The following is an 18572-nucleotide window of genomic DNA, read 5'->3' on the forward strand; positions in this document are numbered from 1 at the left end:
TAGAACGTCGCCCGGGTGACGCCGAGCTGGTCCAGGGTGGCGCGCACCGGCAGATGGGATTGCTCGACCAGCCGGATGATCTCCAGCTTCTCAGAGGCCGGGTACCTCATGCCTCGTCGCCNCCAGCCCCGGTCAGACTTTTTTTCAGCAGGCGGTTTTCCAGGACGAGATCGGCTACGACCTCCTTCAGCGCACCCGCCTCGCGACGCAGGTCCTGGACCTCGTCGGCGGTCGCGGCACGGGCCGTGTCGCCGGCCAGCCGCTTCTTGCCGGCTTCCAGGAACTCCTTGGACCAGCCATAGTACATCGAGCTGGCGATGCCTTCGCGCCGGCACAGCTCGGCGATGCTGTCCTCACCGCGCCCGAACCTGTTCGCTCCGTCTTCCGGTGGGTCGTTGCGCATCGTCTTGGCCCCTCAACCATCGTGAGGTTGCACTCACAGGTTGAGAAGCGTCAACCGCCCTCCGGGCCGTCGATGAGCGGTCGAGCGTCGCAGCCCGATTGCGCCGCGCGGCTATCGGGCAGGCCCGTCCGGGACCTGGCTGCAGGGCGGGAACAGGGGACGGGGGATAGAGGATTTTCGGGCCGCAGCCGAACCGGGTTGAGGATGGGGCTGCGAATTTACCCGTGGTTAACCACAACTTTTACGTGCAGAATCGGTCCTGCAGAGCCCCGCGCGAAGGTGAAGGCCCTGTCGAACGCAGAAGGGCTCCCGCGGCCATCTCCGCGGGAGCCCTTCTCATCGGTGCTCCACTGGGAGCGACCGGCCCGTTTTACTTGATGAGGGCGATGAGAGCCTTGCCGGCCTTGGAGTTCAGCTCCTTGGCATCGAGCGTGCCGTCGTTGTCCGGATCGGCCATCTTGAAGCGCTCGCCGACCGCCGCGAGGTACTCCTTCTTGTCGAGGGTGCCGTCGCTGTCCGGATCGGCCCGCTTCACGCCGGCCTGGCTGAGGCGGCCCTTCAGCTCGCGGGCGTCGAGGGTCCCGTCGGCGTCCTTCTCGAGACGATCGAAGGTCGCGGAGGCCACCGCCTCCACTTCCTTCATGTCGACGGTGCCGTCGTTGTCGGTGTCGATCATCTTGACGGCGCTCGCTCCGCCCATCGGCTTCGCCAGCGCGGCCGGAGCAGAGAGGCCGCACACCGCGAGGGTCACTGCCGCGAAGCCACTGATGAAACGAAGGGTCATTGCCAGATGCTCCCGAAAAATTATGCCCGATCTTCCTAGTCGCCGACTCCTCATGCTGCAAGTGCGAAATTGCGCCCCGAGGGCAGATCGGCGCGGCTCGGGGGGCACAGACATAGAGAAAGGGGCCGGCTGCAGCCGACCCCTGAAGAGAGCGCATAGTCGCCGGACGGCGCGCGGCGGCGCGTTTCAGTATCCGTCGCCGGGCCGAATCATCGGAGCTTTACCGAATCACGGCCGGCGGCCCGGGCGATCCGCGAGAGAGGCGCCGGCGAGACGGATCCCGAAAGCCCTAACCGGCCGCGGGACCGCCGCCCGGGACAATGATCACCGCACGTCCGGTCAGGCGAGGGTCGCGAGATCCTGGAACCAGTGCTGCGCCTGGATGTAGCTCTTCACCCGCGGCGAAAGCGCGTGCGGATTGGTGTCGTGGACCACCCAGACCTGCACGGCATCGTCGACGACGATCTCGTGGATGCGCGCCAGCAGCCTGTTCTGCTCAGCCACATCGAGGCTCGCCTTGACCTTGTCGCAGAGGGCGTCGACCTCGGGATTGCGGTAATGGCTCCAGTTCACCCCGTTCGGGGCGATCTGCCGCGAATCGTAGAAGCGCAGGATCGCGTAGAACGGGTCCGAGGTGACGTAGGCGATGTTGCCGGCGCTCACGCCCTTGAGGCTCGGATCCGCGGCGCCCTGGCGCCACGCGGTGTAGGCCACCTCCAGCTCGACGGTCTTGAACTCCACCTGGATGCCGACCTCCGCCCAGCTCTGCTGGACGAACTCGTTGATCGGCAGCGACAGCATCTGCCCCGTCCCCCCGGTCGGGATCAGCACCGTGGCCTTCACGGGGTTCTTGACCGAGTAGCCGGCCTCCTCGACGAGTTTGCGGGCCTGATCCACGTCGGTCTTGATCTTGAAGCTCGGCTTGCCGAACCACGGGCTCGATTCCTGCACCTGCCCGACGGCCGGCTGGGCAAGGCCGCCCATCAGTTCGACGACGCCCGCGCGGTCGATGGCGAGGTTGGCGGCCTTGCGCAGGCGCAGGTCGCGCCAGGGAGAGCCCTCCAGCATCGACAGGTGGTAGTTCCAGACATGGGGCGTCTCGTTGCCCACCACCCGCATGCCGGCGGCCTTCAGGCGCGGCACCGCGTCGGGCGCGGGCGATTCGATCAGGTCGACGCTGCCCGACAGGAGCGCGTTCACCCGGGCGAGATCCTCGGGCACGCAGGTGAGGGTCAGCTTCGCGAGCTTCGGGACCCGCTTCGGGTTCCAGTAGCCGACGTTCGGCAGCAACTCGAGGCGCACCCGCGGCACCAGCTGCCCCAGCCGGAACGGCCCGGTCCCCGAGGGGTCGAAGGCGAACTTCGCCCAGTCCTTCCCGACCTTCTCATACTGCGCCGGCGATGAGATCAGGAACCAGAGCATCTGGTAGGGGAACAGGCTGTCGGGCGTCTTCGTGACGACCTGGATGGTCTTCGCGTCGAGCTTCCGGTAGCTCGCGACCCCGGGCAGGCGCGGCCGGACCTGGGCGGCCTGCCGCTGGTCGAAATGCGGCGCCTCCTTGTTCAGCACCTTGTCGAAGTTCCAGATCACGGCGTCGGCATCGAAGGTCGAGCCGTCGTGGAAGGCCACGCCCTCCCGCAGGTGGAAGGTCCAGACCTTGGGATCGGCCGGATCGGCCTCCCAGGCGGTGGCGAGCCCGGGCACCATCCGGCCCGGCCGGTCCGCGACGTCGAGTTCCCAGGCGACCAGGGGATCGTAGAGGGTCAGGCCGGTGAACTGGTAGCCGCCGGCCCCCCGGTCGGGCTGACCGGTGGTGAGCGGCAGGTCGGTCATCGAGATGCCGTAGGTCAGGGTGCCGGGGGCCGCGCCCTGCGCGCCGGCCCGGCCCGCCGCCCCGAGCGCGGCGAGGGCGACGCCCCCGGCCATCAGGGATCGGCGTGTCGGCTTGATCGGGTCCATCGTGTCTCTCGGCTGAAGGCGCGGGCGTCGCAGGGCGCGGCACCCGCCTTCAGGCGCGCGGCGGCGCTGTCCGGACCGTGCCCCCATGCGGCACACCGAATGATGCATGCATCATGCCCGACGGGCCGGGCCCCGGGTCCGCTCCGGTCAGACCTCCCAGACCTGGCCGGGTCTGAGGGCGAGGAACCGCCCGGGCGCGATGCCGGCCCCGCCGAGGGCGGCCGTCAGCGCCTCCGCGGGCCGCTCGACGCCCTCGTCGGTGAGTTGGAACGTGCCCCAGTGGTGGCCGAGGGCCTGCTCGGCGCCGAGCAGCGCGAAGGCCCTCACCGCCTCGGCCGGATCGACGTGCTGGGCCTGCATGAACCAGCGCGGCTCGTAGGCCCCGATCGGCAGCGTCGCGAGGCGGGGCGGCCCGAAGCGGGCCCGGATGTCGGAAAAGAGCGATCCGTCGCCGAAGCCGGTATCGCCGACGTGGTAATGCACGCCGCGGGGCGAGGTGATCACGAAGGCGCACCACAGCGCCATCCGCCGGTCGTTCACGCCCCGGGCCGACCAGTGGTTGGCGGGCACGAGATGGACCTGCAGGCCGTCGCCGAGATCGACCGACTGCCCCCAGTCGCGGGTCTCGACATGCATCGTGTCGTCGTAGCCGCGCAGGATCGTGTCGTTGCCCAGCGGCGCCACGATCAGCGGCTGGTGCGCCTGCCAGATCCGGGCGAGGCTCGGCCCATCGAGATGGTCGTAGTGATTGTGGGTGACCAGCACCGCATCGATGGGCGGCAGGTCGGCGAAGGCGATGCCCGGCGGGTTGACGCGCTTCGGCCCGGCGAATCGGACCGGGCTCGCACGCTTGGCGAAGACCGGATCGATCAGGATGTTCCGGCCGGCGACCTGCACGAGGTAGCTCGCATGGCCGATCAGCACGACCCGCAGGCCCGCCACGCGCTCGGGCGGCCGGTCGGCGGGATAGGGGCTGGGAAAACTCTTCGGCCAGGGCTCGCGCTGCCGCTTGGCCTGCCAGCGCAGCACGTCGGACAGCGCCTTGTCGGTGGCCTGCTCCGGCAGGAAGAACCGCAAACCGTCGAAATGGTCGGAGGTCGGGCCGCGGTAATAGGGGTTCCGGCCGCGCCGGTGCGCGGCATAGCCGACACCGCCGAGCGTCATGACCGTGGCCGCACTCGCGACCGTGAGCAGGCTGCGCCGTTTCATGGATCCGAGATGGCCGGATCCGGGGGCCGGTCAAGCGCCCGGGTGGCGCGACGGGGAGCCTCAGGCGCCTGCGGGACGCCGCCGGCTCACTCCACCATCTCGGCGGCGAGCGACAGGCGCGCCCGGTAGACGATCTTGCCAACGCCGTCGCGGACACAGGCGACATAGTCCTGACGCTCGACATCCGGCAGCATGTCGCGGGCGATCGCCGACATGATGCGGGTCACCTTGGCGCGGGCGGCGGGGAGGTCCGGCAGGTCGAAGCCGACCTCGTCATGGATCGGCTGCGAGCCGTCGTGCAGGTCGATGAAGAAGCGGGGCATCGGCTCGAAGCGTCTCAAAGAGAAGTCGTTCGCCGAGAAGATTGATCTTGCTATGGTTAATGATGCCTTAAATTTCAGGTTTTGAGGCCGCTCGGTCGCTCGGCCGACGCCGCCGCTGCGACGATCGGAGGGCGCGCATCGGGCAGTCCGGCGAAGGGCCCGTCCGGTGGATTGCGCCCGTCCTGGGCCTCAGACCGACGAGCTTTTTTCGGGATGAAGGGCGGACTGGAGATCCGCCGCCGCAGCGCCGATGGGCAGCGCGTTGGCCCGGGTTGGGCCCGTTCCGAGGGCCGGCTCGGCGCACGAGAGAACCGCGAGAGAGATTCGCGGAAAACTAACGGAGCCGCGTCCGGCGCGGACGTCCCGGCCCGGACGAGCGAGGGCACGGGCTGCCTCGATCGGGCGACGACCGTTCGACAGGCCGCGCCCGACCCTTCAGCCGGGATCGTCGGCGGGCTTCTCGCCCGGGGGCGCGAACAGATCCTCCGGCGCCGCCACGGTGACGCGGCGCTGCGCCATGTCGAGCACCGGCACGAAGGCCTTGGTGAAGGGCAGGAGCGCCGTGGCGCCGCCGTTCGGAGGGCGCAGCTCCAGAAGATCGCCGCCACCGTAGTTCGGCACGGCCACGATCGTCCCGACGAGTGTCCCGGCCTCGTCCACCGCCGTGGCGCCGATCAGGTCGGCCGTATAGACCTCGTCGTCGTCCTCGGGGGCCGTCAGGCGGTCGCGAGGGATGAACAGGGCGACGCGGTTGAGCGCCTCGGCGGCGCTGCGGCCGGAGACGCCCTTCACCCGGGCGATCAGCATGTCGGGTGATGAACCGGGGGCGAGACGCACGTCGGCGAGCGTCAACGACCGTCCGTCCGCGGTCAGCAGGGCGCCGTAGCCGGCGATCGCCCGCGGATCGCCGGTGTAGGATTTGAGCCGGACCTCGCCGTTGAGGCCGTGCGCCCGCCCGAATTCGCCCAGCAGGACGAGGTTCGGATCGGGCGGCACGGGGAGCGGTGCCGGCTTGGGGGCCGGCGCCTTGGGTGAGGTCGCCGCATCGGGGGCGATCTTGCCGATCGCCGAGCTCGTGCGGCCGCGGCGGCCGCCGTCGCGGGGCGTGGAACCTGCGGGGCGGCGCGCCATGATCGGGCGCCTTACGCGGCGGCGTCCTCGGCGGGCGCCGCGGCCTTCTCGGCGCGCTTGGCGGCGCGCTCCTTGGCCTTCTCGCCCGGCTCGGCCTTCTGCGGGTTGTTGCGGGTCGGGCGCTTGGCGAGACCGGCCTGGTCGAGGAAGCGCAGGACGCGGTCGGTCGGCTGCGCGCCCTTGGCGAGCCAGCTCTGGATCTTCTCGTTGTCGAGCACGATGCGGGCCGGATCGTCCTTGGCCTTCATCGGGTCGTAGGCGCCGACCTTGTCGATGAAGCGGCCGTCGCGGGGGGCGCGGGCGTCGGCGACGACGATGCGGTAGTACGGGCGCTTCTTGGCGCCACCGCGGGTGAGACGGATCTTGAGGGCCATGGTCTGACTACTTTCGCTGTTGCTCGATCTGGGACTCGTGGTCCGCCTTGATCGACTGGTGGTGCCGAATGACTTCCTTGACCACGAAGGCCAGAAATTTCTCGGCGAAGTCGGGGTCGAGCTTGGCCTCGACCGCGAGCTTGCGGAGCCGGGCGACCTGACGGGCCTCCCGGTCCGGATCGGAAGGGGGGATCCCCTTTCGGGCCTTGAGCTCGCCGACCCGCTGCGTGCAGCGGAAGCGCTCGGCGAGGAGATGGATCAGCGCCGCATCGAAATTGTCGATGCTCTCCCGCAGACGCGCGAGTTCGGGATCGACGGCTTGAGCGGAGAGGATGCTCATTTCTTCTTCCCCGGCATGAACCCACCGAGACCCGGCAGCTTCGGACCGCCCAGGCCCGGAAGTCCGGGAAGCTTAGGCATTCCGCCCCCGCCCAGGCCCGGCGGCATCGGCGGCAGCTTGCCGCCGAACTGCTTCTCAAGCTGCGCGATCTGCTCCGGCGTCGGCTCCGGCATGCCGGGGGGCAAGCCGGGCATGCCGCCGCCCATCCCACCGCCGCCGAGGCCGAACATCGAGCCGAGCGCCTGCCCGATCCCGCGCTTGCCCTGGCCCATCGCCTTCATCATGTCGGCCATGGTCCGGTGCATCTTGAGCAGCTTGTTGATCTCCGAGACATCGACCCCCGAGCCCGCCGCGATGCGCTTCTTGCGGCTGTTCTTGAGGAGGTCGGGGTTCTTCCGCTCCTGCGGGGTCATCGACGAGATGATCGCCCGCTGGCGCTTGAACATCTTCTCGTCGAGGTTGGCGCCCTCGACCTGCTTCTTGATCGCGCCCATGCCGGGCAGCATGCCCATCAGGCCACCGATGCCGCCCATCTTCTCCATCTGGGCGAGCTGCATGGACAGGTCCTCAAGATCGAACTTGCCCTTGCGCATCTTCTCCGCGGTGCGGAGCGCCTGCTCGTGGTCGATGGTCTCGGCCGCCTTCTCGACCAGCGAGACGATGTCGCCCATGCCGAGGATGCGGTTGGCGACGCGGGCCGGATGGAACTCCTCCAGGGCGTCGACCTTCTCGCCGACGCCGACGAGCTTGATCGGCTTGCCGGTGACCGCGCGCATCGAGAGCGCCGCGCCGCCGCGGGAATCGCCGTCCATGCGGGTCAGCACGATGCCGGTGACGCCGAGCCGCTCGTCGAAGGCGCGGGCGGTGTTGACCGCGTCCTGGCCGGTGAGCGCGTCGGCGACCAGCAGCACCTCGTGCGGCCGGGTCGCGGCCTTCACCTCGGCGGCCTCGGCCATGAGGCCCTCGTCCACCGTGGTGCGGCCGGCGGTGTCGAGCATCACCACGTCGAAGCCGCCGAGGCGGGCGGCGTCCATGGCGCGCTTGGCGATCTGCACCGCCGACTGGCCGGCGATGATCGGCAGGGATTCGACGCCGACCTGCTTGGCCAGCACCGCGAGCTGCTCCATGGCGGCCGGGCGGCGCGTGTCGAGGGAGGCGAGCAGCACCTTGCGCTTCTCGCGGTCGGAGAGGCGGCGGGCGATCTTGGCGGTCGTGGTGGTCTTGCCCGAGCCCTGCAGGCCGACCATCAGGATCGGCACCGGCGCGGGGGCGTTGAGGTCCACGGTCTCGGCATCGGTGCCGAGCATCGCCACGAGCTCGTCGTTGACGATCTTCACGACCATCTGGCCGGGCGTCACCGACTTCAGCACGACGGCGCCGACGGCCTTCTCCTTCACCCGGTCGGTGAAGCCGCGGACCACCTCCAGGGCGACGTCGGCCTCCAGCAGGGCGCGCCGCACCTCGCGCATGGCGGCGGTGACGTCGGCCTCGGTGAGCGCGCCGCGGCGCGTCAGCCCCGAGAGGATGCCGGAGAGGCGGTCGGAGAGGCCTTCGAACATGATCCTAGAGCCCCGCCGTCACTGTTCGAGCCCGGCGCGCTCGACGCGGCGGGCCTGCAGGGCCGCCTCGAAGCCGCGCACCGCGCTCGCGAACTTGTCCCGGCACTCCGGGTTGCAGAAGCCGACCACGGCCCCGTTGTAGAGGGTCAGCGAATCCCCCGAGATCGGCTTGCCCGACCACGGGCAGGTCTCGTTGATCGCGTCCTCGATGTTCAACGCTTCTTGATCGCGCGTCATGGGATGCCTCGGCCGGCGGATCCCGTCGCCGCGAATCGGCCAACACCCATCGCGCCCGAGGGCGCGGACGCGCTGTCGGGCGTTGACCTCCGGTCTCATAGGACCGGTCGGCTTGGCATCGGTCGATCTGCAACGGATCGGGAGGGCGGGGCGTAGCGGTACACGGCCGGAAAGTCAATTTTCCAGCCCCGCCGCCGGCGGCGGCGTGCCGGAATGGGCAGCCGATCGAAGTGCGGCTTTACCGAACGTTAAGCATGTTCGGATTGTCTTCGTGCCATATTCGCTCAGGACGCCCTCCGATGTCGGAACCCGCCCGCTCCCTCTCGCCGACCGAGTCCGGCAGCTTCCCCGCCACCGGCCCGCTCCGCGACTGGCTGGCGGCGATGAAGGCCCACGCGCCGACGGAGACGCACGGCGACGCGCGGCCGGCCGAGGCCCAGCCGGAACCGAAGCGGGTCCGCGGCGGCGAGGCGGCGTGGTCGCCCCGGGTCGTGCCGGCCCCCGAGGCGCCGCGGGCGGCGACCGAGGATCCCGACATCGCCGAGCTGATGGCCGAGAACCTGATGCTCAAGGCCAAGCTCCGCGTGGAAGCCGGGCGCCAGGACGAGTTGCAGGCGATCCTGGCCGAGGAGATCCGGACCCTGCGCGAGCACATCCGCGACGAGATCGGCTCGCTGGAGGATCTGCGGGCCGAGCAGGAAGAGATCCGCATCGAGCGCGAGGAGTTCCGCGGGGAGCGGGAACGCTTCCGGATCGAGCGCGAGGAGATGCGCGCCGAGCGCGACCGGGCGCTTGCGGACCGCGACGCCCTGCGGTCCGAGCGGCTGACCCTGGTCGGCGAGCGCGATGCCCTGCGCGAGGAGCGCGACCTGTGGCGCGCCCGGACCGAGGCGCTGGCCCAGCCGCTGTTCCAATCCCAGCGGCGCTGACGCGGCATCCGAACCCCGAAACGACGAAGGGCCACCCGCGAGGGTGGCCCTTCCATTGCCGAACCGTGCTGTCCGGCGGAACTGTCCCGAGATCGGGTCTCTGACGCGTCTTAGAGCGACGCGCCGGAGGCGACGGTCCAGGTCCGAAGAGCCGAGACACACGGCTGATGACAATGAGACACTGGATCACCTCCTTTCGTTGGTTGCGGGTGACGCGAAGGTAAGTGGCCGCGCCCGGCTTGTGAAGCCCCGCGCCTGCGCCCGTTTGTCCTCTCCCGGCCCGCGCTTCCCCGCATCTCCGGCGGGGCGTATGACGGGTGCCCCGAGGTCAGCCCGTACCGCCTTGAACGCGCCCTTCGCCAATCCGCAACGTCCCGCCGACGAGGCCGCGCTCGATCCCGACGCGATGCGCCAGCCTCTGGGCAATGCGTGGTACTGCGTCGGGCAGGCCCGGAGCCTCGGCACGGCAGACAGCCAGACGGGCCTGCGGGCCGTGGAACTCAACGGCGAGCAGATCGTGCTGGGCCGCGCCCCCGACGGCACGCCATTCGCGCTGCGCGACCGCTGCCCCCATCGCGGCATGGCCCTGTCGAAGGGCCGCTTCGACGGCGATACCCTGATGTGCCCGTTCCACGGCTGGCGCTTCGGCACAGACGGGCGCTGCCGCGACGTCCCGACCCTGTCGGAGCACGACGCGGCCGACTTCTCCCGCATCCAGGTGCAGCGCTTCCCCATCCGCGAGAGCGCCGGCTTCCTCTGGGTCAACCCGCATATCGGTCCCGCCACCGGGGCTGTGCCGGAGGTGCCCACGCTGGATTTCGCGCCGGCCGGCTCCCTCGTGGTCGAACTCGTGGTCGAGGCCTCCTTCGACCTCACCACCCTGAGCCTCGTCGATCCCGGGCACGTCGCCTTCGTCCACGATTCGTGGTGGTTCCGGCCCTCGAAGCAGCTCCGCGAGAAGGTGAAGACCTTCCAGCCGGTGCCCCACGGCTTCGTGATGACGAGCCACGCCACCACGACGAGCTCGCCGGTCTACCGCCTGCTCGGCGGCGTCCCCGAGGTGGAGATCGAGTTCCGCCTGCCCGGCGTGCGGCTGGAGCGCATCCGCGCGGGTGAGAAGCGGGTGGCGAACTACACCTTCGCGACGCCGCTGACGCCGGACCGGACGCTGCTCACCAACGCACTCTACTGGAGCATGCCGGCCCTGAACCTGCTCAAGCCGGTGGCGCGCCCGCTGATGCGGCAGTTCCTCACCCAGGACCAGCAGGTGCTTCAGCACGCGCAGGACGGGCTCGACCGCAAGCCCACCATGGTCCTGTTCGGCCAGGGCGACCTGCCCTCGCAATGGTATTTCCGGCTGAAGCGCGAGGCCCTGGAATCGGCCCGCGACGGGCGCCCGTTCGTCAACCCGCTGGAGCGCCGCGAGCTGCGCTGGCGCTCCTGAGGCGCGTCTACCGCGCCGTCGCGTCGTCCCGGCAGGGACGGATCGCCTCCGGCTTCGGGCGCGCCTCCGGCGCGGGCGCCGCGAAGACCGCCAGATAGGCCCCGTCGGTCAGCGGCTGGAAGCCGGTCTCCCGGTAGCCGGCGGCGGCGAGTTCGCAGCGCAGGAGCGCCGGCGGGGTGCCGTGCCGCGAGGGGATCGCGTCGGCATCCACGATCCCGACGCGGCCGCCCGGACGCATCGCCGCAGCGAGATTGTGGAGCAGGCCGAAGGGCTGGGTGATCTCGTGGTACATGTGCACGAGGATCGCCGCATCCACCGAGGCCGGCGGCAGGCGCGGATCATGGGGCTCGCCCCGCACCACCGTGACGTTTTTCAGCGCCTTCACCCGCGTCTCCAGGGCCGACAGGTAGGCGGGCGTCACGTCCTCGGCGAGCACGCGGCCCGCCGGCCCGACCCGGGGGCTCAGCCGCACCACGTAGTAGCCGCTGCCGGCGCCGATATCCGCCACGGTCTCGCCGGCGGCGATGCCCATCCCCTTGGCGACCTGCTCGAACTCGCCGGCTTTGTCCCGCTCGGCCTCCGAGGACCAGCGCGGCGCGACGATCTCGGCCACCGGCCGGTCGGGCCTGGGAAAGGCGCCCGCGGGCGCACCCGGGGGGCCCAGCGGCTCGGCGGCGAGGGCCGGGCCGGCCAGGGCGACGGAGAGGACAGCGAGGGCACGGATCATGGCCGACAACCCGCGGGGGGCCCCAACGGTGCCGGGTCCGTTGACCGTGCCGCACCCGTCACGCCATCAAGCGCCATGACACGCACGGACACGCCCTGGCGGGCCACGATCCTCACCCTCTATCCGGAGATGTTCCCGGGCCCGCTGGGCGTCTCCCTGTCGGGCGATGCCCTGGCGCGGGGCGACTGGACCCTGGAGGCCCGCAACATCCGCGCGCACGGCCTCGGCCGCCACCGCTCCGTGGACGACACGCCGGCCGGCGGCGGCGCCGGGATGGTGCTGCGCTGCGACGTGCTCGGCGCCGCCATCGACGCCGCGACCGGGGCGGAGGATCCGCGCCCGCGCCTGCTGATGTCGCCGCGCGGCCGGCCGCTCACCCAGGCCCGCGTCCGCGACCTCGCGGCGGGACCGGGCGCGCTGATCGTCTGCGGCCGCTTCGAGGGCGTCGACGAGCGCGTGATCGCCGGACGCGGCCTGGAGGAAGTCTCGATCGGCGACTACGTCCTGTCCGGCGGCGAGATCGCCGCCCTGGTGGTGCTCGACGCCTGCGTGCGGCTCCTACCGGGCGTGATGGGCAAGATGGAATCCGGCGTCGAGGAGAGCTTCGAGGGCGGCCTTCTGGAATATCCGCACTACACGCGGCCCCGCGCGTGGGAGGGACGCGCGATCCCGGACGTCCTCTCCGGCGGCAACCATGCGGCCATCGCCCGCTGGCGGCGGGCGGAAGCCGAGCGGATCACCGCCGAGCGGCGCCCGGACCTGCGCGCCGGTGGCGACCCCGGTCAGGCCGGCTCGAGGTCGATTACCGGGCCGTCGCGGTCGTAATCCAAGGGATCGAGCTGCAGCGGCTGCGGCACGAGCCGCGGCGTCCGGCTCGCCAGCACGACGCGGGGTATTAAGGCCCCAATAACCAAGAGTAGAACTGACCAAATCGCCAATATCGCGGCGCTGTGGAAAGACATCGGCGCACCTCAAACGCAACGCGGCACCGCATTAAGGCTAACGGGCCTGGATTAATCGACTGTTCCCCGCGTCTCGACGCATTGTCCCGGGCAGGGGCATCGACGCGAAGACTGCTGACGGAACAAGCGCTTGCAAGCCGGCGGGTTTCGGCGCATGCGCGAGCCGGGACACGTCTCCCCGCGGAGGAGCGTCCCTCTGCAAGGATGGATCCGTCATGACCAGCCGCCCCACGCAGCGCCCGCGCGTGCCTCATTTCTCCTCCGGCCCCTGCGCCAAGCGGCCCGGCTGGTCCCCGGCCGCCCTGGCCGACGCCGCGCTGGGCCGGTCGCACCGCTCGCCCCTCGGCAAGGCCAAGCTCGCCCGGGCCATCGACCTGACGCGGTCCGTCCTGCAGGTGCCCGCCGGGTACCGGATCGGCATCGTGCCGGCCTCCGACACCGGCGCCGTCGAGATGGCGATGTGGACGATGCTCGGGCCGAAGCCCGTCGAGGTCGCCGCCTGGGAGGCGTTCGGCAAGGAATGGGTCACCGACGCGCTGAAGCAGCTCAAGATCGCGCCCCGCATCCACCAGACGCCCTACGGGATCCTGCCGGACCTCGCGGCGATCGACACCCAGCGGAGCGACGTGGTCTTCACCTGGAACGGCACCGCAGCCGGGGTGAAGGTGCCGGACGGCGCCTGGATCGCGGCGGACCGCGAGGGCCTGACGATCTGCGACGCGACCTCGGCGGCCTTCGCCCAACCCCTGCCCTGGGACAAGCTCGATGTCGTGACCTTCTCCTGGCAGAAGGTGATGGGCGGCGAGGCGGCGCACGGCATGCTGATCCTCTCGCCCCGCGCCGTGGCGCGGCTGGAGAGCCACACGCCGTCCTGGCCGCTGCCGAAGATCTTCCGCCTCACCAAGGACGGCAAGCTGATCGAGGGCATCTTCAAGGGCGACACGATCAACACGCCCTCGATGCTGGCGGTGGAGGACTACCTCGACACCCTGGACTGGGCCGAGCGGATCGGCGGACTGCCGGCGCTGCACGCGCGGGCCGACGCCAACGCCCGGGCGATCTACGACTGGGTCGCCCGGACGCCCTGGATCGCGCCGCTGGCCGTCGATCCCGACACCTACTCCAACACCGGCGTCTGCCTCGTGATCGCCGATCCGGACGTGCTCGCCCGGGGCGACGCGGCGGTCTCGGCCTTCGCGGCGGGGATCGTGGAGCGCCTCGACCGCGAGGGAGTCGCCCTCGACATCGGCGCCTATCGCGACGCCCCGGCGGGCCTGCGGATCTGGTGCGGCGCCACCGTGGAGACCGCCGATCTGGAGGCGCTGACGCCCTGGCTCGACTGGGCCTTCGCGGAGGAGAAGGCGGCGCTGACGCGGGCGGCGTAAAAGCGTCGGGGTCGATGCCCGGTCGCAGCCCCGCATCGTCATCGCGAGCGCGGCGCAGCGAAGCGATGACGGCCTGACGTAAAAAACCCCGGCCCTTTCGGAGCCGGGGTTTTCGTTTGCCTGGACGCGGCCCCGCAGGGCCGCGCCGTCCCATCTCAGTAATTGTAGGCGCGCTCGCCGTGATCGGCGATGTCGAGGCCCTCGCGCTCCTCTTCCTGCGTGACACGCAGGCCGATCGTCACGTCGACGAGCTTGTAGAGGATCGCCGAGCCGAGGCCCGACCACAGGAGCGTCAGGCCGACCGCCTCCGCCTGGATGATGACCTGGCTCACCATGTCGTAGGCACCGACCGCCAGCTCGCCCGGCTTCGAGGTGTAGTCGGGGATGCCGACGCCGCCGAGGTTCGGATCGACCAGGATGCCGGTCGCGAGCGCGCCCAGGATGCCGCCGACGCAGTGGACGCCGAAGACGTCCAGGGAGTCGTCGTAGCCCAGCGCGTTCTTCACGGTGGAGCACATCACGAAGCAGACCACGCCGGCGACGAGGCCGAGCACGATCGAGCCCATCGGGCCGGCGAAGCCGGAGGCCGGGGTGACGGCCACGAGGCCGGCGACCGCGCCCGACAGCATGCCGAGCAGCGACGGCTTGCCCTTGAGCGCCCACTCGGCGAACAGCCACGCCACCGCGGCGCCGCAGGTCGCCACGAAGGTGTTGAGCATCGCCAGCGCGGCGGTGCCGTTGGACTCGAGGTTCGAGCCGGCATTGAAGCCGAACCAGCCGACCCACAGCAGCGAGGCGCCGATCATGGTCATGGTCAGCGAGTGCGGGGCGAGGAGGTCGCGGCCGTAACCGATGCGCTTGCCCATGATCAGGCAGCCGACGAAGCCCGCGATGCCCGCGTTGATGTGGACCACGGTGCCGCCGGCGAAGTCCAGGGCGCCCTTCTGGAAGAGGAAGCCGGCATCCTTGTTGACCGCGTCGAGGGCCGCCTGGGCGGTCGCCTTCGAGGCGTCGTCGGTGGCGGCGGCCAGCGCCTTGGCGGCGTTACCGACGGCGTCCGGGCCGGCCCAGTACCAGACCATGTGGGCCATCGGGAAATAGATGATCGTGACCCAGAGGATCGTGAACACCACCAGCGCGGAGAACTTCATCCGCTCGGCGAAGGCGCCGACGATCAGCGCGGGCGTGATCATGGCGAACGTCATCTGGAAGCACAGATAGGCGTATTCCGGGATCACGACGCCGTTCGAGAAGGTCGCCACCGTCGAGTTCGCGTCGATGCCCTTCAGGAAGGCCTTCGAGAGACCGCCGACGAAGTCGTTGAGGCCGCCGCCGTTGGTGAAGGCGAGGCTGTAGCCGTAGAACACCCAGAGCAGGCCGACGATCGACACGATCGCGAACACCTGGGTCAGCACCGACAGCATGTTCTTGGTGCGCACGAGGCCGCCGTAGAACAGCGCGAGGCCGGGGATGCTCATCATCAGCACCAGGGCCGAGGAGATCATCATCCAGGCCGTGTCGCCCTTGTTGGGGATCGGCGACGGCGGCGGCGAAGCGGCTTCCGGGGTCGGCGTCTGTGCGAGGGAGGGCTCGAGCAGGAGGGCGGCGATGGCCGCCCCTCCCAAGCCGAGCATGAGGGCATGACGAAGTTTCATGGGCACGTGGCTCCCGGTCTTAAATCCGTGTTGTGTCAGAAGGTCTCGACATCGGCGGGCCCGGACGCGCCGGGCCGCGGATCAGAGGGCGTCGGCGTCGGTCTCGCCGGTCCGGATGCGCACCGCCTTCTCCAGCGGCATCACGAAGATCTTGCCGTCGCCGATCTGGCCGGTGCGGGCAGCCCCGGCGATGGCGTCGATCACGCTGGACGTCAGGTCGGAGGCGACGGCGACCTCGATCTTCAGCTTGGGCAGGAAGCTCACCGCGTATTCCGCGCCGCGGTAGATCTCGGTGTGGCCCTTCTGGCGGCCATAGCCCTTCACTTCCGTCACCGTCAGGCCGTGGACGCCGATTCCGGTGAGCGCGTCGCGCACCTCCTCGAGCTTGAACGGCTTGATGATGGCCATCACGATTTTCATGGGCGACGCCCCCTTCGAAGTCCTTGGGAACCGTTGCCGTCACCCGACTGCGGGATGGCCCGGCCCGGACCATCCGCAAGCTCGGGATGACCCGCGGTCGCAAGCCGCTATTCAAGGACTATGCCAGTCGCGCTTGGCTGGGAACATTTTCGCGGATCGTCATTCTGCCCATCGATTAGCCCGGATCGATCACATCCCGGGCAGACCCGGCGCAGGTGCCGCACAACGATCAGGCAAACTGCACGATTCCGTGCACACAGCGATGTTGCGGATCGGCAACGCACGCGCCGGATCGCGTTTTAATCCCGGATCGGGCGGATCAAACCCTCCTGGGCGACCGAGGCCACGAGGTTGCCGGCCCGGTCGAAGATCTGGCCCCGCGCGAAGCCGCGGGCACCGCCCGCGACCGGGCTGTCCTGCGCGTAGAGGAGCCAGTCGTCGATCCGGACAGGCCGGTGGAACCAGAGCGCGTGGTCGAGGCTCGCGGCTTGGATCGCCGGATCGAACACCGAGCGGGCGTGCGGGATCAGCGAGACGTCGAGCAGGGTCATGTCGGAGGCGTAGGCCAGCACGGCCCGATGAAGCGCCGGATCGTCCGGCAGCGCCGAGGCCGCGCGCAGCCAGACATTGAAGATCGGGTCGGGGGCCCGGCCGCCCGCGCCCGCGGGCAGGTAGCGGTTCAGGTCGACCGGCCGCAGGGCGATCGGCCGCTCGCGACCGAAATAGGCCGCGATCGCCTCCGGCATCCCGGTGCCGCCGGCGACCGCCAGGGCCTTGCCGTCGAGGAGCCCCTCCGGTCCGGCCACCGCGGGCATCGCCGGCTGGTGCGTCAGGCCCTCTTCCACGACCTGATAGGAGACGGTCGTGGCGAAGATCGCCCGCCCGTGCTGGATCGCCTTGACCCGGCGGGTCGTGAAGCTCCGTCCGTCCCGGATGCGCTCGACCTCGTAGACGATCGGCGTCCGGGGGTCCCCGGGCAGGAGGAAGTAGGCGTGGAGGGAATGGGCCGGGCGGTCGTCCGGCACCGTCCGGGTCGCGGCGACCAGCGCCTGCGCCACCACCTGCCCGCCGAAGACCCGCCGCCAGCCCGTCTTGGGGTTCTGGCCGCGGAACAGGTCGACCTCCAGGCGCTCCAGATCGAGGATGGCGATCAGCTCGGCGACGGCATCCGTCATCGCGTCGGTGTTGGCGTCGGTCATGACCCGCGGGGTTTCCGTTCGTTGTCCGCGTGCGACATAGGCTTTTCGAATGCACCAATCCACGCGTCCCGCATGCGCGACCGAAGGAGATCCGCCACGATGACGGCCGAGACGCCCCGACCCGGCAGCCGCCGCCTCCTGATCGCCGGCGGCGGCCTGCCCAGCCTCGCCCTGGCCCTGGCGCTCAAGCAGGCCCATGGACCGGCGCTCGCCGTGACGGTGATCGATCCGGGCCGCGCCGATCCCGGGCGGCATCGCGGCCGCGCCTACGCCCTCGCGGCGGGCGGCCGGCGGATGCTCGACCGCCTCGGCCTGTGGCCCCGCGTCGCGGAGGCGGCCGAGCCGATCACCGAGATGGTCATCAGCGACAGCCGCCTCGCCGACCCGGTGCGGCCGGTCTTCCTGACCTTCGGCCGCGAGGCGGAGGACGACCGCGACCCCGGCGAACCCTTCGCCCACATGATCGAGGCGGAACCGCTGGCCGAAGCCCTGGCGGAGGCCTGCCGGGGGGCGGGGGTGTCGATCGTCGCCGCGGGGGTCGTGCGCGCGGTGCCGGAGGGTGCGGCGATCGGTGCGGTGCTGACGACCGGCGAGACCCTGCGGGGCGATCTGCTGGTGGCCGCCGACGGGGCGCGCTCGCGGCTGCGCGAGGCGGCGCGGATCGGCTGGTCGGCTGGTCCTACCCGCAGGTCGGCATCGTGGCGACCATCGGCCATGCCCGGCCGCACGGGGGACGCGCCGTCGAGCATTTCCTGCCCGCAGGCCCGTTCGCGATCCTGCCACTGCGGGACGGCGGCCCCCTGGGGCACCGCTCCTCCATCGTCTGGACCGAACGTTCGGACGACGCCGAGGCCCTGCTGTCCGGCGGGCCCGACGAGGTGTTGGCCGAGATCGAGCGGCGGTTCACCCTGGATCTCGGGACACTCGCGCTGGAGCACGGCCCGAGCCGGCATCCCCTGGCCTTCGGCATCGCCCGCGCCTTCCGGGCCGAGCGCGTCGCCCTGCTGGGCGATGCCGCCCACGTGATCCATCCGATCGCCGGCCAGGGCCTCAATCTCGGCCTCGCGGATGCCGCGGCTTTGGCCGAGGCCGTGACCGAGGCGCTGCGTCTCGGGCTCGATCCCGGCGGACCCGACGTGCTGCGCGCCTACGAACGCGCCCGGCGCTTCGACAGCTTCGCCATGGCGGCGGCCACCGACGGGTTGAACCGTCTGTTCTCGAACGACGCCCTGCCGCTGCGCCTCGCCCGCGACCTCGGCCTCGGGCTCGTGGACCGGCTGCCGGGGCTCAAGCGCTTCTTCATCGGCGAGGCCGCGGCCGCGCGCGGATCGCGGCCGCGTCTGATGCGGGGCGAAGCGCTCTGAGCGGGCGTCAGGCCCGCTCCGGAGCGGGACCGGACCCGGAGACGAGCGGGCGGTCGGCCTCCGGGGCCCACCTCCCCCCGAGAGCCCGCGCGGCACAGATCGCCAGGGCGGCGACGACCAGTCCGGCGATCACGTCGACGAAGTAGTGACCCCCGTCGATCGGCGGGC

17 protein-coding genes and 2 pseudogenes are annotated in these 18572 nt (G+C 70.7%); 5 read left to right on the plus strand and 14 right to left on the minus strand.

Annotated features, from left to right (window positions below):
* From I53_RS32490 to I53_RS10110, 10 genes and pseudogenes are all read right to left on the minus strand, one after another.
* Positions 1-361, minus strand: a pseudogene (locus I53_RS32490) (transposase); the annotation flags it as partial.
* Between the two features lie 412 nt (positions 362-773).
* Positions 774-1187 carry a histidine kinase gene (locus I53_RS10070; RefSeq protein ID WP_043349950.1) on the minus strand — a complete coding sequence of 138 codons (414 nt, stop codon included), beginning with the start codon at positions 1185-1187 and terminating at the stop codon, positions 774-776.
* Between the two features lie 339 nt (positions 1188-1526).
* Positions 1527-3146 carry an ABC transporter substrate-binding protein gene (locus tag I53_RS10075; RefSeq protein ID WP_043349952.1) on the minus strand — a complete coding sequence of 540 codons (1620 nt, stop codon included), beginning with the start codon at positions 3144-3146 and terminating at the stop codon, positions 1527-1529.
* A gap of 147 nt (positions 3147-3293) precedes the next feature.
* Complete coding sequence (locus I53_RS10080) at positions 3294-4355, minus strand: MBL fold metallo-hydrolase (RefSeq protein ID WP_043349954.1); 1062 nt, start codon at positions 4353-4355, stop codon at positions 3294-3296.
* A gap of 86 nt (positions 4356-4441) precedes the next feature.
* Positions 4442-4678: a hypothetical protein gene (locus I53_RS10085; protein ID WP_043349956.1), complete on the minus strand. Its 237-nt coding sequence runs from the start codon at positions 4676-4678 to the stop codon at positions 4442-4444.
* A gap of 435 nt (positions 4679-5113) precedes the next feature.
* A complete protein-coding gene (gene rimM / locus I53_RS10090; RefSeq protein WP_043349959.1) occupies positions 5114-5809 on the minus strand; it encodes a ribosome maturation factor RimM in 696 nt (231 codons plus the stop codon).
* An 11-nt stretch (positions 5810-5820) separates the two neighbouring features.
* The gene (gene rpsP, locus I53_RS10095) at positions 5821-6183 is read right to left on the minus strand and encodes a 30S ribosomal protein S16 (RefSeq protein WP_020092607.1); all 363 of its coding nucleotides are present in this window, start codon (positions 6181-6183) and stop codon (positions 5821-5823) included.
* 7 nt (positions 6184-6190) lie between these two features.
* Positions 6191-6523, minus strand: coding sequence for a chorismate mutase (locus I53_RS10100; protein ID WP_043349961.1), 333 nt, complete (start codon positions 6521-6523; stop codon positions 6191-6193).
* Positions 6520-8082, minus strand: a complete 1563-nt coding sequence (gene ffh, locus I53_RS10105; RefSeq protein WP_043349964.1) for a signal recognition particle protein — start codon at positions 8080-8082, stop codon at positions 6520-6522. The genes I53_RS10100 and ffh overlap by 4 nt, the downstream gene beginning before the upstream one ends.
* A gap of 18 nt (positions 8083-8100) precedes the next feature.
* Positions 8101-8319 (minus strand): glutathione S-transferase, encoded by a 219-nt coding sequence (locus tag I53_RS10110; protein WP_043349966.1) that lies wholly within the window; start codon positions 8317-8319, stop codon positions 8101-8103.
* A gap of 299 nt (positions 8320-8618) precedes the next feature.
* On the opposite strand from I53_RS10110, the gene I53_RS10115 reads away from it, so the two are divergent.
* The gene (locus tag I53_RS10115; RefSeq protein WP_043349968.1) at positions 8619-9248 is read left to right on the plus strand and encodes a hypothetical protein; all 630 of its coding nucleotides are present in this window, start codon (positions 8619-8621) and stop codon (positions 9246-9248) included.
* 406 nt (positions 9249-9654) lie between these two features.
* Positions 9655-10692 (plus strand): Rieske 2Fe-2S domain-containing protein, encoded by a 1038-nt coding sequence (locus I53_RS10120; RefSeq protein ID WP_051044762.1) that lies wholly within the window; start codon positions 9655-9657, stop codon positions 10690-10692.
* Positions 10693-10699: 7 nt separating this feature from the next.
* Here the strand turns inward: I53_RS10120 and I53_RS10125 are convergent, their stop codons facing one another.
* Positions 10700-11419: a class I SAM-dependent methyltransferase gene (locus tag I53_RS10125; protein ID WP_043349974.1), complete on the minus strand. Its 720-nt coding sequence runs from the start codon at positions 11417-11419 to the stop codon at positions 10700-10702.
* Between the two features lie 75 nt (positions 11420-11494).
* Between I53_RS10125 and trmD the strand changes: the two genes are divergently transcribed.
* On the plus strand, positions 11495-12244 hold the full coding sequence (gene trmD, locus I53_RS10130; protein ID WP_043349977.1) for a tRNA (guanosine(37)-N1)-methyltransferase TrmD: 750 nt from the start codon (positions 11495-11497) through the stop codon (positions 12242-12244).
* 352 nt (positions 12245-12596) lie between these two features.
* Entirely contained in the window at positions 12597-13766 is a 1170-nt protein-coding gene (locus tag I53_RS10135; protein WP_043349978.1) for a phosphoserine transaminase, read from the plus strand.
* A 155-nt stretch (positions 13767-13921) separates the two neighbouring features.
* Here I53_RS10135 and I53_RS10140 read toward each other — a convergent pair whose 3' ends face one another.
* From I53_RS10140 to tesB, 3 genes are all read right to left on the minus strand, one after another.
* Positions 13922-15421 carry an ammonium transporter gene (locus tag I53_RS10140; RefSeq protein WP_043349981.1) on the minus strand — a complete coding sequence of 500 codons (1500 nt, stop codon included), beginning with the start codon at positions 15419-15421 and terminating at the stop codon, positions 13922-13924.
* An 81-nt stretch (positions 15422-15502) separates the two neighbouring features.
* On the minus strand, positions 15503-15841 hold the full coding sequence (locus I53_RS10145) for a P-II family nitrogen regulator (RefSeq protein WP_010683623.1): 339 nt from the start codon (positions 15839-15841) through the stop codon (positions 15503-15505).
* A 299-nt stretch (positions 15842-16140) separates the two neighbouring features.
* Positions 16141-17040: an acyl-CoA thioesterase II gene (tesB, locus tag I53_RS10150; protein ID WP_083936021.1), complete on the minus strand. Its 900-nt coding sequence runs from the start codon at positions 17038-17040 to the stop codon at positions 16141-16143.
* A 99-nt stretch (positions 17041-17139) separates the two neighbouring features.
* Here tesB and I53_RS10155 point away from each other — a divergent pair.
* Positions 17140-18404, plus strand: a pseudogene (locus I53_RS10155) (FAD-dependent monooxygenase).
* Positions 18405-18572: the final 168 nt, after the last annotated feature.

This window comes from Methylobacterium sp. B1, from assembly GCF_000333255.1.
Taxonomy (GTDB): domain Bacteria; phylum Pseudomonadota; class Alphaproteobacteria; order Rhizobiales; family Beijerinckiaceae; genus Methylobacterium; species Methylobacterium fujisawaense.

Bases quoted from the DNA above. Each gene is read 5' to 3' on its own strand.
- I53_RS10070 (WP_043349950.1), bottom strand. From the start codon at position 1,187: ATGACCCTTCGTTTCATCAGTGGCTTCGCGGCAGTGACCCTCGCGGTG.
- I53_RS10075 (WP_043349952.1), bottom strand. From the start codon at position 3,146: ATGGACCCGATCAAGCCGACACGCCGATCCCTGATGGCCGGGGGCGTC.
- I53_RS10080 (WP_043349954.1), bottom strand. From the start codon at position 4,355: ATGAAACGGCGCAGCCTGCTCACGGTCGCGAGTGCGGCCACGGTCATG.
- I53_RS10085 (WP_043349956.1), bottom strand. From the start codon at position 4,678: ATGCCCCGCTTCTTCATCGACCTGCACGACGGCTCGCAGCCGATCCAT.
- rimM (WP_043349959.1), bottom strand. From the start codon at position 5,809: ATGGCGCGCCGCCCCGCAGGTTCCACGCCCCGCGACGGCGGCCGCCGC.
- rpsP (WP_020092607.1), bottom strand. From the start codon at position 6,183: ATGGCCCTCAAGATCCGTCTCACCCGCGGTGGCGCCAAGAAGCGCCCG.
- I53_RS10100 (WP_043349961.1), bottom strand. From the start codon at position 6,523: ATGAGCATCCTCTCCGCTCAAGCCGTCGATCCCGAACTCGCGCGTCTG.
- ffh (WP_043349964.1), bottom strand. From the start codon at position 8,082: ATGTTCGAAGGCCTCTCCGACCGCCTCTCCGGCATCCTCTCGGGGCTG.
- I53_RS10110 (WP_043349966.1), bottom strand. From the start codon at position 8,319: ATGACGCGCGATCAAGAAGCGTTGAACATCGAGGACGCGATCAACGAG.
- I53_RS10115 (WP_043349968.1), top strand. From the start codon at position 8,619: ATGTCGGAACCCGCCCGCTCCCTCTCGCCGACCGAGTCCGGCAGCTTC.
- I53_RS10120 (WP_051044762.1), top strand. From the start codon at position 9,655: ATGCGCCAGCCTCTGGGCAATGCGTGGTACTGCGTCGGGCAGGCCCGG.
- I53_RS10125 (WP_043349974.1), bottom strand. From the start codon at position 11,419: ATGATCCGTGCCCTCGCTGTCCTCTCCGTCGCCCTGGCCGGCCCGGCC.
- trmD (WP_043349977.1), top strand. From the start codon at position 11,495: ATGACACGCACGGACACGCCCTGGCGGGCCACGATCCTCACCCTCTAT.
- I53_RS10135 (WP_043349978.1), top strand. From the start codon at position 12,597: ATGACCAGCCGCCCCACGCAGCGCCCGCGCGTGCCTCATTTCTCCTCC.
- I53_RS10140 (WP_043349981.1), bottom strand. From the start codon at position 15,421: ATGAAACTTCGTCATGCCCTCATGCTCGGCTTGGGAGGGGCGGCCATC.
- I53_RS10145 (WP_010683623.1), bottom strand. From the start codon at position 15,841: ATGAAAATCGTGATGGCCATCATCAAGCCGTTCAAGCTCGAGGAGGTG.
- tesB (WP_083936021.1), bottom strand. From the start codon at position 17,040: ATGACCGACGCCAACACCGACGCGATGACGGATGCCGTCGCCGAGCTG.